Below are 22598 nucleotides of genomic sequence, written 5' to 3'. Positions count from 1 at the left end.
TGCGGCCGCTTCGCGGCCTTGTCTTCATCAGGGCCATAGCGGCTCCCGTTCCAGCGCTTCCCAATGTGCTACGGCAGCGAGTTCATCGCCACCGCCGTCCAGACCTGGCTCGGCCAGATCGGCGTGAAGACGCTCTACATCGCCCCGGGCTCGCCATGGGAGAACGGCTATAACGAAAGCTTCAACGGGTCGCTTCGCGACGAACTGCTCAATGGCGAGATCTTCTACAGCCTCGCGGAGGCCAGGGTGCTGATCGAGGCATGGCGCCGTCACTACAACACCGTCCGGCCGCACAGCAGCCTGGGCTACCGCCCGCCCGCCCCGGAAGCGGTGACACCGCCATTACCGGCCTCCGGTTCCGCTTCGCTCCACCTACGCCCGGCAATGGCGGCGGAGACGACAATGCACTAACTAACAAGCCGGACCACCCGGTGGGGGCTGCTCACGGCCCCGCCCCATCATCCGCTTGTAAGGATAGAAGCGCCAAGCAGACTGCCCGATAGCAGGAGTGTAGTACCATGAACGTGCATAACGGACGCCTCGTTAGCGGTGGGCGGCTACAGCTGCCATCCGACATTCGCCGGGAGCTTGGCCTTGCCGATGGCGACGAAGTCATGATGCGAGTAGTCGACGGGGAACTACACGTTCGGCCGCGGCGAGACGTGCTTAAACGGATACAAGCTATGCTACGTCCTTATGCCCCAGCTGACGGGTTGGTCGCGGACGAACTAATCGCCGATCGCCGTGCGGAAGCTGGACGTGACTGATAGGCCAATCATTCTTGACGCCTCAGCTATCCTCGCTGCGTTCTTTGACGAGCCAAGCGCGGATCGCGTTGCGGAACAGATGGGCGGCGGGTTGATGAGCGCTGTCAACTATGCCGAAGTCATGGCCAAGCTGGTCGACCGCGACACACCCCGCGAGCAGATCCTCGATATCATCGCACAGCTTGACGTTGAGGTGGTGCCGGCCGACCGTAACCAGGCCACTATCGCCGGCCTACTCCGCAGCGAAACGCGTGCAGCTGGACTATCGCTCGGTGATCGAATCTGTCTTGCTTTAGCTATCAGTGGTGGCGGTGTTGCTCTCACGATGGATCGCGCCTGGGACGCACTTCAGTTGGATGTCGAAATACAAATAGGTCGGTGAGATGGGCCTCAAGAAATGCCTATTCGAACCTCCAATTACGCCGACGAAAGCGGACAGACCGCTCTTAGGGGTGAGACTCATTCAGAGCCAGAACGCGGTAGCTGTTGCGAGCGCGACGCCTGAGAGGAAGTTGGCGGCCAGCTTGTCGTAGCGGGTAGCGACGCGGCGGAAGTCCTTGAGGCGGCAAAAGGCGTTTTCGATGAGGTGGCGGCCGCGATAGCGGTCCTTGTCGTAGCGGATAGTGCGCTTGCGGTTGCGCCGGCCCGGGATGATCGGAACAGCGCCTCCGTCGCGCAGCGAGCGCCGCAGCCTGTCGGCGTCGTAGCCTTTGTCGCCGAGCAGGTAGCGTATGCGCCCAGGCCCTACATTTTCGGCGGATGACGTCCTGCAGCATCTCCTTGTCTAAGCTGAGGTTCGCCACCAGCCGTTTCAGCCGGACATTCTCCTCCTCCGGCACCTTCAGGCGCTTCATCACCGACGGCATCAACCCTCCGTATTCGCTACGCTATCGATAGTAGAGCCTGCCCCGGCGTAGGCCGGGGTCTGGATTATTATGCCGGCCTTCCGGCAAACCTCCTCGACGGTTGTTATCCTCGGCCTGCTTGAGGATGAACGCTATCTGCTGCTCGCTAAGCCTCGACTTTTTCATCGGCGGATTCCCTCGTCCAGCACCTGCCAAATCTAACCGGGATTTTTTTTACAAAAAATGGACCGATTCGGAGGGCTCAGGTCATCGCCTGGCCGAACGCGCCGATGCTGCGCGTCGTGATCCGGCTGGCCCGGTCATAGGGGATGGTGGCGATGTCGTAGCGAGCGACCGTCGCGGCGGTGCCGTCGGCATTCCACGTCATCGAGTTGAACGCCTGCGCATTGTCGGTGGTATGTTCGCGACATGCCATCGCGCCCGCGATATATTGGATGCGCGGCGCGTCGCCGATCAGCTGGATCTCCTGGCTGAACTGGATCTGGTCGAGCGCGCGATAGGCGGTGATCGACTTGAGCTGAAGCCCCGGCGCCAGATCAACGCCGAGCGTCAGCCGGTGACCATGGCGGCGACCAATGCTCTCCTGCTGCGGCACGCCGACGCTGGCGACCCGCACCCGATCCGGCAGCAGCGGCAGGTCGGGCGCGCGCGCCGCGGTGCCGGCCGCGACCGTTTGGAGATAGAGCGGCGTCGACGCGTCATAGGCGCTGTCGAAGGCATAATCAGCGCTGACCCCGTCTTGCGGCTTCCACAAGGCCTCGACATGGCCGCCGCGCCGGTCGAAGCCGTTGAAATCAGCCTGTCCGGGCAGAGGATTGACGACCAGCCCGCCGCGCCGCGTGACGATGCCGTCCAGCTTGATGCTGACATCGTGCCATTCGGGCAGGTTGAGATGCGCCTTGGCCTCGTGGCTGCCGAACGCGCCGATGCCCATGGTCGCCGACAGATCGAACCGGCCGGTCGGCCGCTTGGTCACGATGTTGACCGCGCCACCCTCGGTATTGCGGCCGAACAAGGTGCCCTGCGGCCCCTTCAGCACCTCGATATTGTCGATGTCGTAGAGCGCGGTCCCCAGCCCCTGCGCACGGCCCAGATAGACCCCGTCGACATAGATGCCGACGCCCTGGTCGCGCGCCGGCTGGTTGCTGTCGGTGAGCACGCCGATGCCGCGGATGTTCATGATCAGCGCCGAGTTGCGCGAATAGAAGGGCGCGACGCGCAGGCTGGGGATCGCGCCGTCCTGCAGGTCGACCAGCGACTGGACGTGGCGGTTGCGCAGATCCTCGGCCGACAGGACCGAAATGGCGATCGGCGTCTTCTGGAGATTCTCGGGCCGCTTCTGCGCGGTGACGATGATCTTGCCCAGCGTGCCGTCGCCTTGCGCCTTCTGGTCGTCGGTCGTCGATGGCGTCGCCGCGGGCGTGGCGACCGGGTCGGCCCAGGCGGGCGTCGCCGTGGCGATCAGCAGGGCGCAGGACGCAAGGAGCCGGCCCGCACGAAGCGCGGTGGTCGAAGTCATGATAGAAGATGTCCCCCGATAAGTGTCGGCCGGCCCCTTGGCGGCGGATCGTTTCGCGGAGATGACATCGGGCCGTCATTTAATCTGAAAAAGTCGTCATCTTTTCTATCGGTCGACGACGCTTCTAAATGACCGGCTTTACCTTGCTGAACTAATCTTCAATAGACTCAATATTTTGAAGCGTGCCGTTGCGCGGCGGAGGGCATCGCGCTAGGGCGATCCAGACGATCGGCACGGCGCGGCTTGCACGCGCGTCGCTCTGCCGCCAATCCGGGTGAACGATCCCGCGAAAGGCCCGCCATGCTCGACCCCGATATGCCCGTACAGGCCGCCGCTGGCGGTCAGGCCGCCATCGCCTTCGCGCTGTTCGAGCATATCGCTTCGCGCGATCCAGAGGCCGTCGCGCGCAAAGACGACGCCATCGCCGTCTTCCGCGAATGCATGGAGGCGGTCGGCCACCGGGTCGAGCCGGGCCTCGCCAAGCCCCGCCCGATCCGGCTGGGCGGCGACTGAGCGCGGCCCGGCCGGCCGGCCGGCGGCCAAGCGGCGTACCATTATATGGCGTCCTGCTGCGCCCGCGCCTCGCGGGCTTCAGTCCCGCTAGCGGCGATCATCCTCCGAACTCCGGTCGACGATCGCGCCACCGCTGACAGGGACCGTTGCGGAATTCCGCTTCACGCTCTTGCCAGCGCAGGAGCACAGCCGACGCGACAATTAGGGGATTGCGCAATCACGCATTTCCGCGTCCCAGACGGGGCGGTCGACGAGAACCGGAAAATCAAGGCATGGGGAGCTGGATGATGAAAAGGCGCTATTGGCTCGGTGCAGCGTGGCTCGGACTGGCCAGCCCGGCCCTGGCGCAGGATTGCGCCGCGCCGGTCGCCGCCTGCGCGACGCCGCGCCCCGCCGCGCTGCGGCTGATCGCCGGGAGCCGGCCGGCGGTGGTGGTGGTGGACGGCGCGGCCGACCCGGCGGTGCTGAACGCCGCCCGGGGCCTGGCCGGCGACCTGGCGCGCGTGGCCGGCGCGCCCGACGCCGGCGTGCGCACCACCCTGCCCGCGTCGGGCAATCTGGTGCTGGTCGGCGAACTCGGCCGCAGCCCGCTGATCGACCGGCTGGTCAAGGCCGGGCGCGTGTCCACCGCCTCCGTCGCCGGGCGGTGGGAGGCGTATCGCCAGGTCGTCGTCGACCGCCCCTTTCCCGGCATTTTGCGCGCGCTGGTGATCCTGGGCGCGGACCGGCGCGGTGCGGTGTTCGGGGCCTATGACCTGTCGGAGACGATCGGCGTCTCGCCCTGGGCCTGGTGGGCGGACGTGCCGGTGCGGCGCCGGACGAACCTCTACATCACCGCCGGCACGCGGGTCGATGCGCCGGGCGTGCGCTATCGCGGCCTGTTCATCAACGACGAGGAGCCGGCCTTCGGCACCTGGGCGCGCATGCATTTCGGGGGCGTCAACTCCAAGGCCTATGGCCATGTCTTCGACCTGATCCTGCGGCTGAAGGGCAATTATCTGTGGCCGGCGATGTGGGGCAAGTCGATCGCGGCCGACGATCCGGCCAGCATGGCGCTGGCGGACGCCAGGGGGCTGGTGCTCGGCACGTCGCATCACGAACCCATGACACGCGCCCAGGCCGAATGGCACCGCGACACCGATGGCGGCGTGACCGGCGGGGCGTGGGACTATACGACCAACGCCGCCAATCTGCGCGCCTTCTGGCGGGGCGGGATCGAGCGGATGATGTCGAAGAGCGGCCGCGGCTATGAGCAGCTCGTCACCGTCGGGATGCGCGGTGACGGCGACGAGCCTATGAGCCGGGACACCGCCACCGGCCTTTTGGAGCGCATCGTCGCCGACCAGCGCCGGATCATCGCCGACGTCACCCACCGGCCGGCGAAGCAGACGCCGCAGCTCTGGGCGCTCTACAAGGAGGTGCAGGACTATTACGATGCTGGGCTGAAAGTGCCGGACGATGTCACCCTGCTCTTTTCCGACGATAATTGGGGCCAGATCCGCCGCCTGCCGACCCGCGACCGGGCACGCGCCGGGGGTTTCGGCGTCTATTATCACTTCGACTATGTCGGCGGACCGCGCAGCTACAAATGGCTCGCCAACACTCAGGTCGAGAAGACTTGGCAGCAGATGGACCTGGCCTGGCAGAGCGGGGCGCGCACCATCTGGATCGCCAATGTCGGCGGCCTGAAGCCGATGGAATATCCGATCGACTTCTTCCTGCGCATGGCTTGGAACCCAGACGGCATGACGCCGGCCGCGCTGGCCGCCTATCCCCGACAATGGGCCGCCCGCCTGTTCGGCCCGGCGCAGGCCGAGGCGATCGGTGCGCTCGCCACCGACTATGCCCGCCTCGCCGCGTGTCGCAAGCCGGAGCTGGTCGATGCCGACAGCTTCGCGCTGGGGGCGGCCGGTCCGGTCCTGGATGGCGGGGCGTTCGGCTGGGTCGTCAGCGAATGGCACTCGCTCGCCGACCGGACCGCGGCGGTGCGGCAACGGCTCGCGCCAGACCAGCAGGACGCGTTCGCCCAGTTGATCGGCCATCCGGTCGCCGCCATGGCGAACCTTCACGACCTCTATTATGCCGTCGCCTGGAACCGCAAACTCGCCGCGCTGGGCGACGCGCGCGCTAACCTCTTCGCCGACCGGGCGGAGGCGGCGTTCCGGCAGGACAAGGCGCTGACCCAGGCCTATCACCGGCTGGCCGGCGGCAAATGGGACGGCATGATGCTCCAGACCCATTTCGGCTACACATCGTGGAACGATCCCAAGGTCGATGCCATGCCCCAGGTGACGCGTATCGCGGCGATGGGCGGCGCGGTCGCCCCGCTTCGCTTCGCGACCGCCGCGCCCCGGCCCGGCCCAGCGCCCGGCGAGGACGGCACGGTGGACGCGGCGGACCTCGGGCGCAGCGTCGCCGCCAAGGGACTGGCCTGGCGGGTGATCCCGAATCTCGGCCGTAGCCGCGGAGCGCTGGTCGCCTTGCCCCAGGGCCGCCCGGCAACGACCCCCGCCGACGGCATCCGCGCCGATTATGCGATGACGCTTGCCCAGGCCGGGGATGCGACGCTCCGGCTGACCATGATCCCGACGCTCGACGTGCGGGGCGAGGCGGGCGGCCGGATCGGCGTGTCTGTCGATGGCGGTCCGGTCCGGACGCTGACGATGAATCTGGTGGTCGACGGCTCGGACTGGACGCGCGCGGTCAAGGACAATGGCTTCTCACTCGAGGCCAGGCTGGGGCCGCTCACGGCGGGAGCGCACCGCGTCAGCCTGTGGCGCATCGACGATAATATGCCGGTGCAGGCACTGCGGCTCTATACCGCCGCGCCTCCCGATCCGCGCCGGTGACCCCGCCTTCGCCGGCGACACGGCACGGCCTGGCGGTGCAGCCCGGCTAGGATCGGCCACGGGCATGTTCGCGCAGGTCCTGACGACCTCCTACCGACCCTTAGCGATCCCATCTCGTGGCGTCGATCGGCGTCGAGCCGGCCCATCAACGCGTCGCGGCCGCCGCGATCTGCCGAACGGTTGCGTCGATCAGCTGCCGGCGCGAAGATTTAGGCGATTGCAGCCCGCCCCGGCCTTACACCGCCATGGTGAACACCGATCCGGCGTCCACACGCAGCCCGGCACCGGTGATGAAGCTGGCGCGTTCCGAACAGAGGAAGGCGACGGCCGCCGCGACCTCGTCCGACCGGCCGCGCCGGCCCAGCACCATGCCCGGCCGCTCCTCCTTCAGGAAGCTTTCGATCGCCGCGTCGAAACTCTCACCCCGTTCCTCGGCCCGCTTGTGCATCATCGCATCGGTCATCGGGGTCGCGACGAAGGCGGGCGACACGGTGTTCACCAGCACATTGTCGCCGCCATAGGCCTTGGACAGGCCCTTGGCCAGGCTGAGGATGCCGGCCTTCGACGCGCAATAGGGCAGCTCATCGACATAGGGCTGGACGGCGTCCTCGGAGGCGAACAGCACGATCCGGCCCCATTTCCGATCGCGCATCGCCGGGATCGCCTCGCGACACATCCGCACCGCGCCCATCAGGTTGATGTCCAGCGTCTCCTGCCAGCCGTCATCGTCCACGTCCAGGAAATCGCCGGTCGCTCCGGTCACGCCGGCCGCGTTGACATAGATGTCCGGGTCGCCCAGCCGCTCGCGTACATCGACCCAAATGGCGCGGACATCGTCCGGCTTGGTCACGTCGCCGGTGACCGCGATGATCTCGCCCAGCGGCTGAAGCTCGGCGAGGCTGTCATCCAGCGTGCCGCCCGCCTTGTCGGTGATCGCGACGCGCGCGCCGGCCTCCAGCAGGAAGCGAGCGGTGTCCTTGCCCATGCCGGAGTCGGCGCCGCTGATCAGCGCGATACGCTTGGTGATGCCCAGGTCCATGGATGCTCCTTGTCTTATCGGTGGGAGATGGCGGAACAGCGCGCCGCATAGTCGCGGATCAGCGCCGCCAGCGCATCGGGTTGTTCATAGGGTATGAGGTGCGCCGCCTCCGCCACGACGTGAAGCGTGCCGGCGGGATAGTGGGGCAGGTTCCAGCGGCGCTGCGCATCCACACCCAGGTCGCCGTCCTCGGCCCCCGCCAGGATCAGGGCCGGGGCATCGATCCGGCCGACGGGGTCGCGCCAGTCCTCGCGACTGCCCCGCTCCAGCCAGCCCCGCCACGCGGCGGGATTGGTCCGCAGCACGTCCGCGATTGCTTGGTCGCGCCAGGCCCCGATCAGCGGCGCAGCGGTGTTGGCATCGATGAATTCGGCCGCCTGCGCGTGCGTCGGCAGGCCGTCCGCAAACCAGTCGATCATCCGGGCGCGGCGCGCCTCGTCCATCGGCTCGGGCGCGGGCGGGGAGGCCGCGACCAGCACCACACCATGCACCGCGAACGGCATCGCGCCGGCCTGCGCGCGCGCGGCGAGCAGCGTCGCGATCTTACCGCCCATGCTATGCCCGACCAGCAAGGCATCGGTCACCCCGCGCGCGCCGAGATCAGCGACGACCCAGTCGGCCATCGCTCCGACCTCGCCATTGCCGGCTGCGGCCGCGGCTGAAGCCGCGTCGCCGAAGCCGGGCAGGTCGACAGCGACGCTGGCCCGATCGCCCAGCCGCTCGCCCACCGGCCGCCACGCCTGGGCGCTGCCGCCTAGCGCATGGAGAAAGATCAGGGTGGGATGAGTCATGCCGCATCAGGACGCGGCACCGCTCCGTCCGTTCCGGACCGGAGTCACAAAATGTTGATGGCGATCAACTTTCCGTGCGTAACCGCCCCCGGGAGTCGCGCAGCATCCAGAAGCGCGACCAGCGCCGCACGCGCGGCAGGATGACCCAGGTCAGCGCGCCCGTCAGCAGCACCGAAGACAGGATCTGCTGCACCGGCCGAGGCGCGTCGGGCAGCAGCCAGCCGACGACGCCGCTGACCAGCAGCAGTGTGGGCACCACTCCCGCCCAGGTGACCAGCGCCGTCTTCCACTTGCGCGCGGCCGCCTCGCTGGGCAATACGACATGCGACGCCGCACCCTCGACTACCTGTTGCCGGCCGGTGGAGAAATCGTCCGCCGCGCGTTGGCGGTCCGCCTGACCCCCCTGCCCTGTCCAGTTGTCGAGCGCGATGCGACCCGCGAACTGCACTAGCAGATGGTGCATCCCGCCGGCCTGATCGAGACGCAGGGCGGCCTGGAAACCTGGCTGAGAGCAGGCGGACCCGATGACGCCGGCCGCCCAGCCGTCATAATCCCCCTCCCGCCCCGGTCGCATCACCCGACTGATGACGAGCGTGGCGGGGCGGGGGGATGAAGGTGTCATGGGGTGCGGGACATTCGGGCGGGCGGTTGGTTCCGCCGCGTCCGCCCCCTACCCGCCCCGCCGCAGCAGCATCCGCGCGCGGGTGACAGGCGGGTCCTCGTACAGGTCGCGGATTGCGCGATGGCGGAACAGGTTCCACCAGCGCTGCCAGCGATGCTCCGCCGCGTCGTGCAGCATATGGCAACGCTGGCACAGCGCCATTAAATTGGACGGTGCGTTGTTGCCGGGGTCATGGTCGAGATGCGCGCAAGCGAGCACGACATAGGTCGTCCGTACCCGCGCCAGCGCAAAGCCGCCGCGCAGCCGGATCGCCCGGCCCCTGCCCGATCGCCAACGGCCAGACGCCGCATCCCACCAGCGCCCATCGCCCAGATGCGCCACATGACGCCGGTGCGGCCGCCCGCACCGCTCGCACCGCGCCCCCGCCCGGTCAAACCGGATCGCGTCCGACACCTGTCGCCAGTCGATCGGATAGAGCCAGCGATTTTCCGGGCGGATCGGCATGGAGCCGTCATGAATCACCGCGGTCCGGAACAAAAGTGAAATCGCAACGATGTTTCCCCCGGGAAACATCTGCTCGGAACGCATCGGGTTCCCGCTAAGGCGCGGCGGGTCAGGCGGTGCCGTGCAGTCCCGCGCGCGCTGTTTAGGGACCGGCCGCTCGCCTCATCACCCGGCGTTCGATGTTTCCCGCGGGAAACATCGCCGCTTCCGGCAAACGCCTCGCGCCGGACTTGCCAAATTGAATGCCATCCGCCAATCCCGACCGGGAAAAGCTTCAAAGGAGCCCGTCCTTGGCGGAAGATCATGCAGTGCTGACCCAGATCGGCGATCTGGCGGACGCTGGCGAGCGGATGATCGAGCGCTTGCGTCGCAAGGCATTCCTGCCCGAAAGCCGCAAAGGGCTCAACGTCCGGTTCGGCATCGCCGAGGCCGCGCAACTGCTCGGCTGCTCGACCAACCGCATCCGCATGGCCGAGGACGATGGCCGCCTGCCCCCTGCCCCGGCGGCCGAGAATGGTCGGCGCGTCGGCTATACGGTCGAGCAGATGCTGCGCATGCGCGAAGTGCTGGGCGCCTCGCCTGCCCGGGCACCGCTCGATATTCCCGCGATCATCGCGGTGCAGAATTTCAAGGGCGGCGTCGGCAAGTCAACCGTCACTACGCATCTGGCGCATTATTTCGCGGTGCAGGGCTACCGGGTGCTGGTGGTCGATTGCGACAGCCAGGCGACGACGACAACGCTGTTCGGCTTCAACCCGCATTTTAATATCACGCGGGGCGAAACGCTTTATCCCTATCTTTCAATCGACCCCACCCAGGCCGACCTGGCCTATGCGGTGAAGGCGACCCCCTGGCCCAATGTCGACCTGATCCCGTCCAATCTGGAACTGTTCGACGTCGAATATGAGCTGGCCGCGGCCGGCAGCGATGGCGGCTCGGTGCTGGCGGCGCGGTTCCGCAAGCTGAAGCGCGGCCTGTCCGACCTGGCGCGCGATTACGACGTGGTGCTGCTCGATCCGCCGCCCGCGCTCGGCACGATCAGCCTGGCGGTGATGCAGGCGGCGAACGCCTTGCTGGTGCCGCTGGCGGCGACGACGCCCGATTTCTGCTCGACGGTCCAGTTCCTGTCGATGATGGACCAGGTGCTTCACCAACTGACCGGCGCGGGTATCGCGGTCGATTACCAGTTCGTGCGGCTGATCTGCTCCAAGTTCGATGGCAACGATCCCAGCCACGCGATGGTCCGCGCGATCATGGAGCAGAGCTTTGGCCCCGCGCTGCTGTCGGTGCCGATCCTGGAATCGGCGGAGATCAGCCATGCCGCGATGCGGATGATGACCGTCTACGAACTCGACAAGCCGATCGGCACGCCCAAGACCCACAAACGCTGCCGCGCCAATCTGGACGAGGCAATGCGCCAGGTCGAGCAGCTCGTCCGTCAGGGCTGGGGCCGGGTGGAGCCGCTGAGCGAGGAGGCGCTGGTCGATGCCGCGGCCTAGGCTTTCCTACATCTCTTCGTTCGCGGTATGTTCCGGCGAGGAGGCGAATCATGGCGCGTAAGCAATCCGATTACCTGGCCGCCCTGCTGGCGGCGGACGAGGCGGGTCCGGGGGAGGGCGGGCCGGACCGGCGCGATCCACCGGCTGGGACGGCGGAGGCGCAGGCGCGACCGTCGGACCGGGCGCCGGATCGGGTGCGGGGCACGACCCTGCTCGGCCGCGAGTCCGCGCTCGCCCGCCTCGCCAGCGGCGAAGTGCGGCAGGTCACGCAAGTGCTGCTCGACCCCGCCCGCGTGCGGGTGTGGCCGGGCAATGCCCGCAGCTATCGCCACCTGTCGGAGGCGAGCTGTCGCGAGCTGATCGACTCGATCCTGGCGGAGGGCGGGCAGAAGGTGCCGGCGGTCGTCCGCCGGGTCGAGGGCGATCCGGACCATGAGTATGAGGTGATCGCGGGCACCCGGCGGCATTGGTCGATCACTTGGCTGCGCGCCAACCACTATCCCGACATGCAGTTCCTGGCCCAGGTCGCGCAGCTCGACGACGAGGCCGCGTTCCGGCTCGCCGACCTGGAGAACCGCGCGCGTGCCGACGTGTCCGACTTGGAGCGGGCGTGGAACTACCGGTTGGCGCTGGCCAGCCATTACGGCAACCACCAAACGCGGATGGCCGAGCGGCTGAAGCTGTCCAAAGGCTGGCTGTCGAAGATGCTCAAGATCGCGACGCTGCCGCACGAGGTCGTCGGGTCCTTCGCCTCGCCCGCCGAGCTGGCGCTGAAGCCAGCCTATGCGCTGGCGCAACTGCTCGACCATCCGGACGCGCAACCCGCCATCCTGGCGACCGCAGAGCGGCTCGCGCGGGAGCAGCGCGCGCGGCGCGACGACGGTCAGCCGCCGATCCCGGCGAGCGAGGTGATGCGCCGGTTCCAGGACGCGCCCCGGCGGGTGGCGGGGCTCGACTACCGCGAACCGTTGCGCCAATTCGACCATCATGGCCGCCCGCTAGTGTCGGTGCGATCCGCCAACCGCCAGGGCGTGACGCTGCGCCTTCATGCCGGCTCGGGGGCGGACTTGGACGAGACGCTCCGTGTCGTACGCCAGGCGCTGGAGGCGCTGGAGGCGCAGGGTCAGGGATTGAAGCGCTGATGTTTCCCCCGGGAAACATCGGGCCGGACGGGGCCATCCGGCGGAACCCCGAGGTGCGACGCGCTGTGTTTCCCGCGGGAAACACCCGCCGGGGACGGGACATGGATCCACGCCGGGCATGACAAAGCCGATCACCAAGGGTGGGACGGAGCAGATCGACCTGTTTCTGCCCTATCTGTCCGACCTGCCCTTGCGCGATCAGCGCGAGATGATGGAGAGGCCGTTCTTCAGCCTGGCCAAGTCGAAGCGGGTCAAGCCGATCGACTATCGCTCGCCCGACGGTAAATTATGGGTCCATGTCTCCGCCAGCTCCGATTACGGCATGGCGACGATCTGGGATGCCGACATCCTGATCTATTGCGCGTCGATGCTCGCCGACATGGCGCGACGCGGGATCAACGACGTACCGCGGACGCTGCACCTGATGCCCTATGACCTGCTGCGCGCGATCGGCCGGCAGCCCACCGGTCGGGCCTATGAACTGCTCGGCCAGGCGCTCGACCGGCTGGTCGCAACCACGGTCAAGACCAACATCCGCGCCGATGCCGGGCTGCCGGCGGGTGGGCGGGGACGGCGCGAGGCGACGTTCAGCTGGCTCGACGGCTGGACCCAGATGGTCGACGAAAAGACCGAGCGATCGCGCGGCATGACCATCCAGCTCTCCGCCTGGTTCTGGGAAGGCGTGATGATGTCCGGCGGGGTGCTGTCGATCGACCGCGCCTATTTCGACATCACCGGCGGGCGCGAGCGCTGGTTGTACAAGGTCGCGCGCAAACATGCGGGCGGCGCGGGCGAGGCGGGGTTCGCGATCGCGCTCCCGACGCTGTTCGAGAAATCCGGGGCGGAGGGGCAGTATCGCCGCTTCAAGTTCGAGATCGCCCGCATCGTCGAGCGCGACGAGTTGCCGGGCTATCGGCTGGCGCTGGAGACGGTGGAGGGGCAGCGGGAACCCTTGCTGCGGATGCGGCGCCGGACGGCCGGGGCGGCGGCCGCCCCCGCGCCGGCCTCGTCGGCCTCGTCGGCCTCGTCGGCCTCGTCGGCCTCGCCAGCCTCGCTGGCCCCGCCGGCCCCGGCCGGCTCGCCGGCTGTGCCCGACCCGGTGATGGATGTCGGCGCGCTCGTCCGGCGTAGCGTGACCAGCCTGTCGACCCGCGCCCAGGCCGGCGACATCACCGATGCCACGCTGGCGACGCTGCGCGCCGAATGCCCGGGCTGGGATTACCAGACCCTCCATGCCGAGTTCCGCGCCTGGGTGGAGGCCGATCCGGCACGGACGCCGGTCAGCTACCAGAATGCGTTCATCGGCTATGTGCGGCGCTATCACGCGCGCAACCGGCACCTGCTGCGCGGTTGATCCGCACGGCCGCGCGCTTCACCGCGACGCTGTCGTTCCCGATGTATCGGCTGTCCGGAATCGGACGGCGAGCAGATCTTCCTGTTTTCCGTCGATTGAAGCTTCCCAGCGAGCGTGAGCGTCGAACTGATTCAAACCCGTGCATCGTGCGACCGGCTGTTCCGGACCTTCGACACTTCGGGAACGCTCCGACGGCGCACCGACCGGCGTCATCGATATATCGGGAACGGTGCCACGGACTATCGGGAACGCCGGTATCGATATATCGGGAACGATCCGACGATATTCCGGGAACGCCGGTCGACCTGAAAAGCTCGGTTTTCTAACGATTCGGGAGGCGGTTCGGCGCGCTTAACCTTTTAACCCTCTATTTAACCCTCTAACCCGGGGAGGGCTTGAATGGTTGGAAGGACAGAGAAGGAAGAGGGCCTGCGGTCACCGTCCACCTGATCTGGATTGTCGCAAACGATATCGGAGGCGGAGAAGCGGTGACAGGGTGATGACCCGCCGCTAAGTCCGAATCCGTGCAGGCCGTCCGCCATCTTCTCGCGCAACGCCATCTCGCGCTATGGCTGTACGCGGCGACCCTGATCCTGCGCCTGGTGGTGCCGACCGGCTATATGATCGACGTCACGCAGGCTCATGTCGCGGTGATCGCCTGTCCGGGTGTCACCGCGCCATCTGCGATGCCATTCGCAGGCCCGGGCGCAGACCCAGATGCAGCCATGCCGATGATGCATCACGCAGCAGCCGTTTCGGCGGACCCCACGGCGGACCGGGACCATCCACCCGCCGGGCACGAACGCGCCGACATGCCCTGCGCCTTTGCCGGCCTGTCCGCCGCGATGCTGGCGGCGCTCGACCCGCTGCTCCTGGCCGGGTTGATCGCCTTCATCCTGCGGCGGGGCCTCGGCGCAGCGCGCATCGCCATCCCGACCGGCTTCCGCCACGCATGGCCCCCGTTGCGCGGACCACCGGCGCGCGCCTGATCGCCGTTCGCGCGCCGGGCGACTGGAGCGCACGTGATCCCGCCGCCCGGACGACCGCCGGGCGGACCGAAAGCGTCCTCCATGATCCGTCATTTCCTGAAGGCCGGCGCAGCTGCGTCGTGCCTGACCCTGGCCGTCCCGGCCAGCGCGCAAAGCGTCGCGCCCTCCGCACCCGCCGGGGCCGCGATCGTCGTCACCGGCCAGCGCGATCCCCTGGCGCAAGACGCCGGCACCGGCAGCCGGCTGGGCCTGAGCGTCGCCGAGACACCCGCCAGCCTCGAGCAGCTGACTCAAGGCGACCTGCAGCAGCGTGGGCTGCGCACCGCGCGGGAGGCGTTCGACGGCGTGGTCGGCGCGATCGCCGGCAACGTGCCGGGCAATCCGGCGGTGCTGTCGCTGCGCGGCTTCGCCGGCAACGCCGTGTCGATCCTGCGCGACGGCGTCCGCGTATCGACGTCGACCGTGGTCCAGCGCGACACCAACACCTGGCATTATGACCGGATCGAAGTGCTGAAGGGCCCCGCCTCGGTCCTGTACGGCGAGGGCGCGCTGGGCGGCGTCGTCAATCTGGTGACGCGCAAGCCGGTGATCGGCGAGCGCCGGCTCGACCTGCTCACCTCCGCCGGCAGCTTCGGGACGGTCTATGCGGCGGGCGGCGTCAACCTGGCCGTGACGCCCGACCTGGCGGTCCGCGCCGATGCCAGCTACCAGCGCTCTGACAGCCTCTACGATGTCGAGCGCAACGCCAGCCATGCCGCCGGCCTGACCGCCAGCGCGCTGTGGCGACCGGCGGGGCGATGGTCGCTGCTGCTGGGCGTCGAGCATTTCGAGGATCGCTACGCCGCGACCTATCAGGGGCTGTTGCTGATCCCCGGCCGCTACGCGCTGGAGCCGAGCGACGCGGTGCGATCCACGACCGGGTTGGTCGCCGACCGTTCGCTGCGCCGGGTGAACTACAATCCCCGGGGCGCGCGGTCGGACGCGGACGAGACGACGGTGCGCGCGCGGCTGGACGGAGCGCTGGGCGGCGGGTGGCGCGTCGCGGTCGACCTGACCGGCTATGCCGCCCGCCGCGCCTTTCTGCTGGCGGACACGCAGGTCTTCGTGCCGCCGAGCCCGGCCTTTCCCCAAGGCGGCATCCGGCAAAGCTACCAGGATTTCCGCCACGACCATCGCTTCTGGAACGCGCGCGGGCTGGTCGCGCAGGACGGCCGACTGCTGGGCCGGCGCAACCGTTTCAGCCTGGGGGTGGAGGGCAATGCGACCCATTTCGTCAGCCCGCGGCGCCAGGCGCCGCTGACGGCGCTGCCCATCGTCGACCTGCGCCGTCCCGCCATCGTTCCGGCGCCGACCGGGCCGGGGGTGTTCACGACCAGCGACGTGACCTTCGACTCCCGGTTGCACCAGCTGTCGCTGTTCGCCGAGGACGCGCTGAACCTGACCCCCCACTGGCTGGTGCTGGGCGGCGTCCGCCTCGACGATATCGCGCTGACCCGCGCCACGACCCAGAACGCGACCGGCGCGGCCGAGCGCAACGCGCCGCGCTTCGATCCCGTCTCCTGGCGGCTGGGCACGACCTGGGAAGCGCGGCCCGGCGTCACTCTCTACGCGCAATATACCACCGCCGTGTCGCCGGTCTCGTCGATCCTGCTCGCGTCGATCGCCAACAGCCGCTTCCGCCTGACCAGTGGCCAGGCCTGGGAGGCGGGGGTCAAGGCGAGCGGCTGGGGCGGACGGGCGGGCGTCACCGCCGCGCTCTACCGGATCGGGCAGCGCGACATTCTGACCCGCGATCCCAACAACGCGTCGCTGACCGTGCAGGGCGGTCGCCAGTCGTCACGCGGGGCCGAATTGACCGCCAGCGTCCAGCCGGTCGTGCCGCTGCGCCTGTCGGCAGGTCTGTCCTATACCGACGCGCGCTACGACCGGTTGTCCGAGCTGGTGGGCGGCGTGCGGGTCGACCGCCGCAGCAACCGCCCGATCAACGTGCCGGCATCGACCGTCAACGTCACGGCGCTCTATACGATCGGGCGCGTCACCCTGGGCGGCTACCTGCGCGGGGCGGGGGGCTTCTACACCGACACCGCGAACAGCATCCGCGTCGCCGGCCACCGGCTGGTCGATGCCAGCCTGTCGGTGCCGGTCAGCGACCATGCGACGTTGACCCTGCGCGGGCGCAACCTGACCGACGCCTTCTACGGCGAATATAGCGGCTATCCGACCACCAACGTCTATTTCGGCGCGCCGCGTTCATTCGAGATCGCGCTGGCGGGGCGGTGGTGAGGGGCGCCGGGGTAAGGGGGCCGGGAGCGATGCGGCGCTGGATGCGTCGGCTCCACCTGGGCCTGGGCCTCGGCCTGGGGCTGCTCTTCGCATTGATCGGCCTGACCGGGTCGGCGCTGGTCTTCTATACCGGCATCGACGCGGGCCTGCACCCGTCGTTGCGCACGGGGCAGGGGGGCGAGGCCCCCGGCTGGGATTCTTCTGCCTGGGACCAGGCGCTGGCGACGGGTCGGGCGACGCGGCACGATCCGGTCGGCCAATGGACCCTCGAGGCGACCGGCGAGGGCGGGACGATCCCGGCGCGCTATTATGCCATGCCCGGTCACCATGGCGACCGCATGATGCTGTGGTTCTCGCCCGACGGCCGGCGCATCCTGCGCGCTCAACCCTGGGGCGGCTATGCGATGAGCTGGATCTACCAGCTGCACATGCAGTTGCTGGCGGGCGAAACCGGGCACCAGATCGTCGGCTGGTCGGGCGTGGCGATGCTGGTGCTGCTGGCGAGCGGGCTGGTCGCCTGGTGGCCCCGGGGGACCTGGCGCAAGGCGCTGGCCTTCAAGCGGGACGCCGCGGCTCTGCGCCGCCTGCGCGACTGGCACAAGCTGACCGGGCTCGTCAGCCTGGCGGTGCTGCCGGTGCTGGTGGCGACGGGGGTGCTGCTGGCGCTGCCGGTGGTGACGCAGACGCTGTTGGCCCCCGCGCCGCTTCCGACGCCGACGCCGACGCCGGCGGTCGGACCGGTGATCGGCGTTGCCCGCGCGCTGGAGGTGGCGCACCGGGCGCTGCCCGACGGGCGGCTGGTGTTCGTCGACGTGCCCAATGCGCCCGATGCGCCGATCCGCGTGCGGATGCAGGTGCCGGGGGACCCGCAGACGCGGTTCGCCGGCAGCTATGTCTGGGTCGACCACCGGTTCGGCCGGGTGCTGGCGGTGCGCGACCTGCGCCGGGCGGGGCGGCGGGCGTGGGTCGATGCCTGGGTGCGGCCCCTGCACGACGGCACGGTCGGCGGCCTGGCGACGCGCATCCTGGCGGTGCTGGTCGGCCTGGCCCCGGCCGTGCTGTTCGCGACCGGGCTGCTCCACTGGCTGCGACGCAGGCGATCCTATCGCGCCCGGTAGCCCAGCGGGTAGAGCGGGCGGGCGCTGTCGGCCGGGCGGGCGGGGTCCTGCGCCGCGACCGCTGCCATGGTCGCGGGCAGTTCGAACGGCAGCCGGCCGGTCATCGCCGTCCGCCCGGTCAGCGCGTCGAGCAGGCCCGCATCGCCCGCCCCGAAATCGGCCGCGAGCATGCGGGCATGGGGCCGCAACCGGGTCAGGATCGCCGGCCGGTCGAGCCGGACGACGACGATGGTCGGCACCAGCCCGGCGACGCGGCGCAGCCGGGCGAGCGCGGGATCGTCGTCGGGATAGTCGAGCGCCCCCTCATGCTGGACCGCGCCGGCGGGGTAGTGGGGGTGGAGCCGCTCGTGCGGCGCGGCCATGCGCAGGATCGCGACGTCGGCGCGCGCGGGATCGGTCGCGGTCACCAGGCCGGCCTCCGCCACCGCGGCGGGTGACAGGTCGGGCGCATAGACCCGAACCCTACGCAGCGGCAACAGCCGGGCGTCGTCGCGCAGCAGCACGATCGAGCGCGCCTGCGCCGCCCGACCCGCCGCGAGGAAGGCGGGCTGGCCAACGATCCGCGCGGCCGTGTTGGGATCGGCATAGGGATTTTCGAACAGGCCGAGCGCGAAGCTCTGGGTCAGGATGCGCAGCACCGCGCGGTCGACCTGCGCGACCGTGATCCCGCCCTCGCGCACCGCCTGGGTCAGGCTGGCGAGATCCTGGGTGCCGCCGAACTGGTCGATGCCGGCCCGCACCCCGGCCGCGAACCGCTGCGCCGGGGTCAGCGCCTCGACCCCCCAGGGGGTGGCGGCATTGGCCCAGTCCGGCGCCTGGCCCGCCGGGCTGCCGTCGCGGCAGGCGGCGTTGCAATCGTCGGTGATCTTCCAGTCGGACAGGACCACGCCGCCAAAGCGATAGCGGATGCGCAGCAGGTCGGTCAGGAGGTAGCGGCTATAGCCCGCCGCGACCGGGGGCAGGGCGCGGCCCCGCCCGTCGTGCAGCGCGCGCGGCACCGAATACATCGGCATGACGCCCGCGACCCGCGCCGCGAAGGCGGGCAGGAACGGCCGGACGTGGAGCGGCAGCGTCGCGTCGGTGACGGCGGAGAAGCGGCCATAGCGGTTGTGGCTGTCGAAACCCCGGTCGCCGGCCGCGCCGTAGCCGACCCAGTGCTTCACCACCGCCGCGACCCCGTCGGCCCCGGCCCCGCCGCTTCCCGCCTGGAGGCCGCGGACGAAGGCGCCGACCATGCGCGCGGCGACTGCCGGGTCCTCGCCGAACGTCCCGTCGATTCGCGGCCAGCGCGGCTCGGTGGCGAGATCGGCCTGGGGAGACAGCGCCATGCGCAGGCCCACCGCGCGATATTCGCGGCGGATGATGTCGGCATACTGGCGGGTGAGGGCGGCATCGTCGATCGCGGCCATCCCCAGCGGATCGGGAAAGGGCGTGAAGCCGCCCGCCGCGATGCTCGCCCCCATGCTGCCGGCGAGCTGGTTGCGCGGATCGGAGCTGAACAGCACCGGGATGCCGAGCCGGCCCTGTTCGGCGATCGCCTGCACCGCATTGTTCGCGGTGGCGAAGGCGGCGGGCGTCGCCTCCAGCCGGGTGATCATCGCAGTGATCCCCCGGCGCAGCACGAGGTCGCGGACCGCATCCAGATCGTAGCGATCGCGCCCCGCCTGTGGGGCCGAGCCATGCAGCATCTGCCCCAGCTTCTCCGCCAGCGTCATCCGGCGCAGCAGGTCGGCCGCGCGCGCGGCCGGGGGCCGACGCCAATCCTCATAGACGCCGAGCCGCCCGTCGCGGTCGAGATCGCGAAAGCGCAGGCCGTCGACGCGCAGCAGCGGCGCAACGCGGCTGCCCAGCGGGACTTGCGCGACGCGGGCGACCGGTGCGGGCGCGGCCGCCAGGAGCAGGACGGCGGACGCGAGGCGGAGAGGCAGGCGCATCGTAAATCCCTTGTTGGCGGACGGTTGCACGCCTCCGGCGATAGACGATGCGGGCGGGCGATGGCGACCGCCATTTGTCCCCGTCCGATCCGCCCGCTCTGCCGGATGCGGCAATCCGCCGGGCGGTAACGTGCGGATTATCGCACAGGGCAGACGCGCCCGAGGTCGCTGCACCAAACTAACCACCTGAGAATGAAGAGAATTATATTTTTCAAATGGCTGATTTACCCCGGCTTCACGCGCGCGCATCCTGATCCTGCTTCACCTTTTCGGACCCACCGGGTCCGTGTGCGACAGTGACAATGAACGATAACGGGAGAGATGACATGGCGACGACGCCCGTGACCCAGGCGGTCGGGTCCGCCCCGCCCACCACCAACATGCGGCTGAAATCGATCATCGGCGGCTCGACCGGCAACCTGGTCGAATGGTTCGACTGGTATGTCTATGCGGCCTTCACCCTCTATTTCGCGCCGCACTTCTTCCCCAGCGACGACCAGACCGCGCAGCTGCTGAGCGCTGCGGCGGTGTTCGCGGTGGGCTTCGTCATGCGGCCGATCGGCGCCTGGGTGATGGGCGTCTATTCCGACCGGCACGGCCGCAAGGCGGGGCTGACGCTGTCGGTGACGCTGATGTGCGCCGGCTCGCTCATCATCGCGCTGACCCCCGGCTATGCCACGATCGGGGTCGTCGCGCCGGCGCTGCTGGTCATCGCGCGGCTGATGCAGGGCCTGTCGGTGGGCGGCGAATATGGCGCCAGCGCGACCTATCTGTCGGAGATGGCGGGCAAGGACCGGCGCGGCTTCTTCTCCAGCTTCCAATATGTCACGCTGATCTCCGGCCAGCTGCTCGCGATTCTGCTCCTGCTCCTGCTCCAGAACGTGATGGGCAAGCCCGCGCTGGAGGAATGGGGCTGGCGCATCCCCTTCGCGGTCGGCGCGGTGCTGGCCGTGGTCGTCTTCCGCCTGCGTCGCGGCCTGGCGGAGACGGAGAGCTTCAAGAACGCCAAGGCCAGCGACGCGCCCAAGTCGGGCTTCCTGCCGCTGCTGCGCCACCATCCGAAGGAGACCGCGCTGGTCATGCTGCTGACCGCCGGCGGCACGCTCGCCTTCTATGCTTATTCGATCTACATGCAGAAGTTCCTGGTCAACACCTCGGGTTTCTCCAAGGAAGCGGCGACGCAGATCAACGCAGTCACGCTGTTCGTGTTCATGCTGCTCCAGCCGGTGGCCGGCGCGCTGAGCGATCGGATCGGGCGCAAGCCGCTGATGATCGCCTTCGGCGTGTCGGGCATGCTGTTCACCTATCCGATCTTCTCCGCGCTCGAGCAGACGCGCGACATGCTCACCGCCGGGCTGCTGGTGATGGCCGCGCTCATCATCGTGACCGGCTACACCTCGATCAATGCGGTGGTGAAGGCGGAGATGTTCCCCGCCCATATCCGCGCGCTGGGCGTCGCGCTGCCCTATGCGCTGGCCAACACCCTGTTCGGCGGCACGGCGGAATTCGTCGCGCTGAAGTTCAAGGCCGCCGGGTGGGAGCAGGGCTTCTACTGGTACGTCACCGCGATGATCGGCATCTCGCTGATCGTCTACCTGCGGATGCGCGACACCCGCCGCGACAGCTTGATCGCGGAGGACTGAGCCGAAACGGGCCGGGCAGGGGGCACCGCGTCGGGCAGGCCGTGGCCCGACGCGGTGCCCCCTGCCCGGCGCCTGCGGTCTCGGGCCCGACCGCTGCGGCGGATGCTACACGGTCAGTCCGACGAAGATCGCGCCGGTCCGGCGACGGTCCTGCGCCACTGCGAACGCCTCGTTGATCCGGTCGAGCGGGAAGCGATGGGTGATCAGCGCCTGCGTCTCCAGCACGCCGCGCGCCACCAGGTCGAGCACTTCCAGCTGCTCGGCATGGATGTCGTGGAAGGCGAAGCTGGCGCTGGGGATCAGCCGGATTTCGGACATCTGGATGCGCTGCCACTCCAGCGGAATGGCGATCGTGCCCGCGTCGAAGCCGCCGACGATCACCACCACGCCCCCGCGCCGCACCAGCCGCGTGGCGAGCGGCAGCGTCTCCGGCATCGACTCGCCGCCCGCGCATTCGAAGACGATGTCGGCGCCGCGATCCTCGGTCATCGCGCGGACCGCCGCCTCGGGCTCCGCCTCGCCGGCCTGGACGATCCGGTCCGCGCCCAGCCGTTCGGCCAGCGCCAGGGCGTGGGGCAGCGGGTCGATGATCGTCACCACCGCCCCGCTCGCCTTGGCGAGCATCAGCTGGCCCAGCCCGATTGGCCCCGCCCCGATGATCGCCACGCGCGACCCGATCGTCAGGCCGGACAGATGCTGGGCGTGGAGCGCGACGGCATAGGTGTCGAGCAGCGCCGCGTCGTCGAAGCCGACCCGGTCGGGGAGCGGGTGGAACTTGTGCTGCGGCCCGATCACATATTCGGCATAGGCGCGCGAGACGCTGGCGCGGCGGGTGGGATAGAGATCCGGGCAGCGATTATATTGCTCCACCCGGCACCAGGCGCAGTGGCCGCAGCCGAGCACGGACTCGATCAGCACCCGGTCGCCGAGCGCGACCCGGGTGACGGCCGCGCCCACCTCCACCACCTCGCCCGCCAGTTCATGGCCCATGATGCAGCAGTGGAGCTCCGCCTCCGCCTTCTCCCAATGGCGCAGGTCGGTGCCGCAGATCCCCGCCATCCGCACCCGCGCCTTGACCCAGTCGTCGGCGGGCAGGACCGGGTCGTCGACCTCGGCGATCTCGAAACGTCCATCGGCGGTCTTGCGGGCGGCCTTCATGGCGGGAC

18 protein-coding genes and 3 pseudogenes are annotated in these 22598 nt (G+C 69.1%); 12 read left to right on the top strand and 9 right to left on the bottom strand.

Features of this window, described 5'->3' with window-relative positions:
* Window positions 1-72 precede the first annotated feature (72 nt).
* The 3 genes and pseudogenes from GGQ96_RS19475 to GGQ96_RS19465 all read left to right on the top strand — a co-directional run.
* Window positions 73-411: pseudogene (locus GGQ96_RS19475) on the top strand (integrase core domain-containing protein); the annotation flags it as partial.
* A 107-nt stretch (window positions 412-518) separates the two neighbouring features.
* Window positions 519-767, top strand: coding sequence for an AbrB/MazE/SpoVT family DNA-binding domain-containing protein (locus GGQ96_RS19470; RefSeq protein WP_184117017.1), 249 nt, complete (start codon window positions 519-521; stop codon window positions 765-767).
* A complete protein-coding gene (locus GGQ96_RS19465; protein WP_343059142.1) occupies window positions 745-1149 on the top strand; it encodes a type II toxin-antitoxin system VapC family toxin in 405 nt (134 codons plus the stop codon). Before GGQ96_RS19470 ends, GGQ96_RS19465 begins: the two co-directional genes overlap by 23 nt.
* Before the next feature lie 81 nt (window positions 1150-1230).
* On the opposite strand, the pseudogene GGQ96_RS19460 reads toward GGQ96_RS19465, so the two are convergent.
* From GGQ96_RS19460 to GGQ96_RS19455, 3 genes and pseudogenes are all read right to left on the bottom strand, one after another.
* Window positions 1231-1509, bottom strand: a pseudogene (locus GGQ96_RS19460) (transposase); the annotation flags it as partial.
* Between the two features lie 192 nt (window positions 1510-1701).
* A pseudogene (locus GGQ96_RS21880) lies at window positions 1702-1798 on the bottom strand (transposase); the annotation flags it as partial.
* Between the two features lie 76 nt (window positions 1799-1874).
* A complete protein-coding gene (locus GGQ96_RS19455; RefSeq protein WP_184117015.1) occupies window positions 1875-3152 on the bottom strand; it encodes a TonB-dependent receptor in 1278 nt (425 codons plus the stop codon).
* 300 nt (window positions 3153-3452) lie between these two features.
* Between GGQ96_RS19455 and GGQ96_RS19450 the strand changes: the two genes are divergently transcribed.
* Window positions 3453-3665: a hypothetical protein gene (locus tag GGQ96_RS19450; RefSeq protein ID WP_184117014.1), complete on the top strand. Its 213-nt coding sequence runs from the start codon at window positions 3453-3455 to the stop codon at window positions 3663-3665.
* A gap of 287 nt (window positions 3666-3952) precedes the next feature.
* The gene (locus GGQ96_RS19445; RefSeq protein ID WP_246360738.1) at window positions 3953-6514 is read left to right on the top strand and encodes a glycosyl hydrolase 115 family protein; all 2562 of its coding nucleotides are present in this window, start codon (window positions 3953-3955) and stop codon (window positions 6512-6514) included.
* A gap of 235 nt (window positions 6515-6749) precedes the next feature.
* Here GGQ96_RS19445 and GGQ96_RS19440 read toward each other — a convergent pair whose 3' ends face one another.
* The 4 genes from GGQ96_RS19440 to GGQ96_RS19425 all read right to left on the bottom strand — a co-directional run bounded on the left by GGQ96_RS19440 (window position 6750) and on the right by GGQ96_RS19425 (window position 9470).
* On the bottom strand, window positions 6750-7553 hold the full coding sequence (locus GGQ96_RS19440) for an SDR family NAD(P)-dependent oxidoreductase (protein ID WP_184117012.1): 804 nt from the start codon (window positions 7551-7553) through the stop codon (window positions 6750-6752).
* Between the two features lie 14 nt (window positions 7554-7567).
* Window positions 7568-8344 carry an alpha/beta fold hydrolase gene (locus GGQ96_RS19435; RefSeq protein ID WP_184117011.1) on the bottom strand — a complete coding sequence of 259 codons (777 nt, stop codon included), beginning with the start codon at window positions 8342-8344 and terminating at the stop codon, window positions 7568-7570.
* A 64-nt stretch (window positions 8345-8408) separates the two neighbouring features.
* Window positions 8409-8966: a putative antibiotic biosynthesis monooxygenase gene (locus GGQ96_RS19430; protein WP_184117010.1), complete on the bottom strand. Its 558-nt coding sequence runs from the start codon at window positions 8964-8966 to the stop codon at window positions 8409-8411.
* Between the two features lie 48 nt (window positions 8967-9014).
* A complete protein-coding gene (locus GGQ96_RS19425) occupies window positions 9015-9470 on the bottom strand; it encodes a hypothetical protein (RefSeq protein WP_184117009.1) in 456 nt (151 codons plus the stop codon).
* A gap of 350 nt (window positions 9471-9820) precedes the next feature.
* Here GGQ96_RS19425 and GGQ96_RS19420 point away from each other — a divergent pair, with 350 nt between their 5' ends.
* The 6 genes from GGQ96_RS19420 to GGQ96_RS19395 all read left to right on the top strand — a co-directional run bounded on the left by GGQ96_RS19420 (window position 9821) and on the right by GGQ96_RS19395 (window position 17855).
* Entirely contained in the window at window positions 9821-10969 is a 1149-nt protein-coding gene (locus GGQ96_RS19420; RefSeq protein ID WP_184117018.1) for an AAA family ATPase, read from the top strand.
* A 50-nt stretch (window positions 10970-11019) separates the two neighbouring features.
* Window positions 11020-12111, top strand: a complete 1092-nt coding sequence (locus GGQ96_RS19415) for a ParB/RepB/Spo0J family partition protein (protein ID WP_184117008.1) — start codon at window positions 11020-11022, stop codon at window positions 12109-12111.
* 118 nt (window positions 12112-12229) lie between these two features.
* Window positions 12230-13465, top strand: coding sequence for a replication initiator protein A (locus tag GGQ96_RS19410; protein WP_184117007.1), 1236 nt, complete (start codon window positions 12230-12232; stop codon window positions 13463-13465).
* 524 nt (window positions 13466-13989) lie between these two features.
* Complete coding sequence (locus tag GGQ96_RS19405; RefSeq protein ID WP_184117006.1) at window positions 13990-14454, top strand: hypothetical protein; 465 nt, start codon at window positions 13990-13992, stop codon at window positions 14452-14454.
* Window positions 14455-14535: 81 nt separating this feature from the next.
* Entirely contained in the window at window positions 14536-16737 is a 2202-nt protein-coding gene (locus GGQ96_RS19400) for a TonB-dependent receptor (protein WP_184117005.1), read from the top strand.
* A gap of 41 nt (window positions 16738-16778) precedes the next feature.
* Window positions 16779-17855, top strand: coding sequence for a PepSY-associated TM helix domain-containing protein (locus GGQ96_RS19395; RefSeq protein ID WP_221240073.1), 1077 nt, complete (start codon window positions 16779-16781; stop codon window positions 17853-17855).
* On the opposite strand, the gene GGQ96_RS19390 is transcribed toward GGQ96_RS19395, so the two are convergent.
* A complete protein-coding gene (locus GGQ96_RS19390; RefSeq protein WP_184117003.1) occupies window positions 17840-19789 on the bottom strand; it encodes a glycoside hydrolase family 3 protein in 1950 nt (649 codons plus the stop codon). The genes GGQ96_RS19395 and GGQ96_RS19390 overlap by 16 nt on opposite strands.
* Before the next feature lie 326 nt (window positions 19790-20115).
* Between GGQ96_RS19390 and GGQ96_RS19385 the strand changes: the two genes are divergently transcribed.
* Window positions 20116-21432 carry an MFS transporter gene (locus GGQ96_RS19385; protein ID WP_184117002.1) on the top strand — a complete coding sequence of 439 codons (1317 nt, stop codon included), beginning with the start codon at window positions 20116-20118 and terminating at the stop codon, window positions 21430-21432.
* A gap of 105 nt (window positions 21433-21537) precedes the next feature.
* On the opposite strand, the gene GGQ96_RS19380 is transcribed toward GGQ96_RS19385, so the two are convergent.
* Window positions 21538-22590 (bottom strand): zinc-dependent alcohol dehydrogenase, encoded by a 1053-nt coding sequence (locus GGQ96_RS19380; RefSeq protein ID WP_184117001.1) that lies wholly within the window; start codon window positions 22588-22590, stop codon window positions 21538-21540.
* Window positions 22591-22598: the final 8 nt, after the last annotated feature.

Origin of the sequence: Sphingomonas abaci, from assembly GCF_014199625.1 — a bacterium.
GTDB lineage: Bacteria > Pseudomonadota > Alphaproteobacteria > Sphingomonadales > Sphingomonadaceae > Sphingomonas > Sphingomonas abaci.
Note: the sequence above shows the minus strand (reverse complement) of the source record. Positions and strands in the feature narration are given on the sequence as shown.

Bases quoted from the DNA above. Each gene is read 5' to 3' on its own strand.
- GGQ96_RS19455 (WP_184117015.1), bottom strand. From the start codon at position 3,152: ATGACTTCGACCACCGCGCTTCGTGCGGGCCGGCTCCTTGCGTCCTGC.
- GGQ96_RS19435 (WP_184117011.1), bottom strand. From the start codon at position 8,344: ATGACTCATCCCACCCTGATCTTTCTCCATGCGCTAGGCGGCAGCGCC.
- GGQ96_RS19420 (WP_184117018.1), top strand. From the start codon at position 9,821: ATGATCGAGCGCTTGCGTCGCAAGGCATTCCTGCCCGAAAGCCGCAAA.
- GGQ96_RS19400 (WP_184117005.1), top strand. From the start codon at position 14,536: ATGATCCGTCATTTCCTGAAGGCCGGCGCAGCTGCGTCGTGCCTGACC.
- GGQ96_RS19410 (WP_184117007.1), top strand. From the start codon at position 12,230: ATGACAAAGCCGATCACCAAGGGTGGGACGGAGCAGATCGACCTGTTT.
- GGQ96_RS19440 (WP_184117012.1), bottom strand. From the start codon at position 7,553: ATGGACCTGGGCATCACCAAGCGTATCGCGCTGATCAGCGGCGCCGAC.
- GGQ96_RS19415 (WP_184117008.1), top strand. From the start codon at position 11,020: ATGGCGCGTAAGCAATCCGATTACCTGGCCGCCCTGCTGGCGGCGGAC.
- GGQ96_RS19425 (WP_184117009.1), bottom strand. From the start codon at position 9,470: ATGCCGATCCGCCCGGAAAATCGCTGGCTCTATCCGATCGACTGGCGA.
- GGQ96_RS19430 (WP_184117010.1), bottom strand. From the start codon at position 8,966: ATGACACCTTCATCCCCCCGCCCCGCCACGCTCGTCATCAGTCGGGTG.
- GGQ96_RS19380 (WP_184117001.1), bottom strand. From the start codon at position 22,590: ATGAAGGCCGCCCGCAAGACCGCCGATGGACGTTTCGAGATCGCCGAG.
- GGQ96_RS19395 (WP_221240073.1), top strand. From the start codon at position 16,779: ATGCGTCGGCTCCACCTGGGCCTGGGCCTCGGCCTGGGGCTGCTCTTC.
- GGQ96_RS19385 (WP_184117002.1), top strand. From the start codon at position 20,116: ATGGCGACGACGCCCGTGACCCAGGCGGTCGGGTCCGCCCCGCCCACC.
- GGQ96_RS19390 (WP_184117003.1), bottom strand. From the start codon at position 19,789: ATGCGCCTGCCTCTCCGCCTCGCGTCCGCCGTCCTGCTCCTGGCGGCC.
- GGQ96_RS19445 (WP_246360738.1), top strand. From the start codon at position 3,953: ATGAAAAGGCGCTATTGGCTCGGTGCAGCGTGGCTCGGACTGGCCAGC.
- GGQ96_RS19470 (WP_184117017.1), top strand. From the start codon at position 519: ATGAACGTGCATAACGGACGCCTCGTTAGCGGTGGGCGGCTACAGCTG.
- GGQ96_RS19450 (WP_184117014.1), top strand. From the start codon at position 3,453: ATGCTCGACCCCGATATGCCCGTACAGGCCGCCGCTGGCGGTCAGGCC.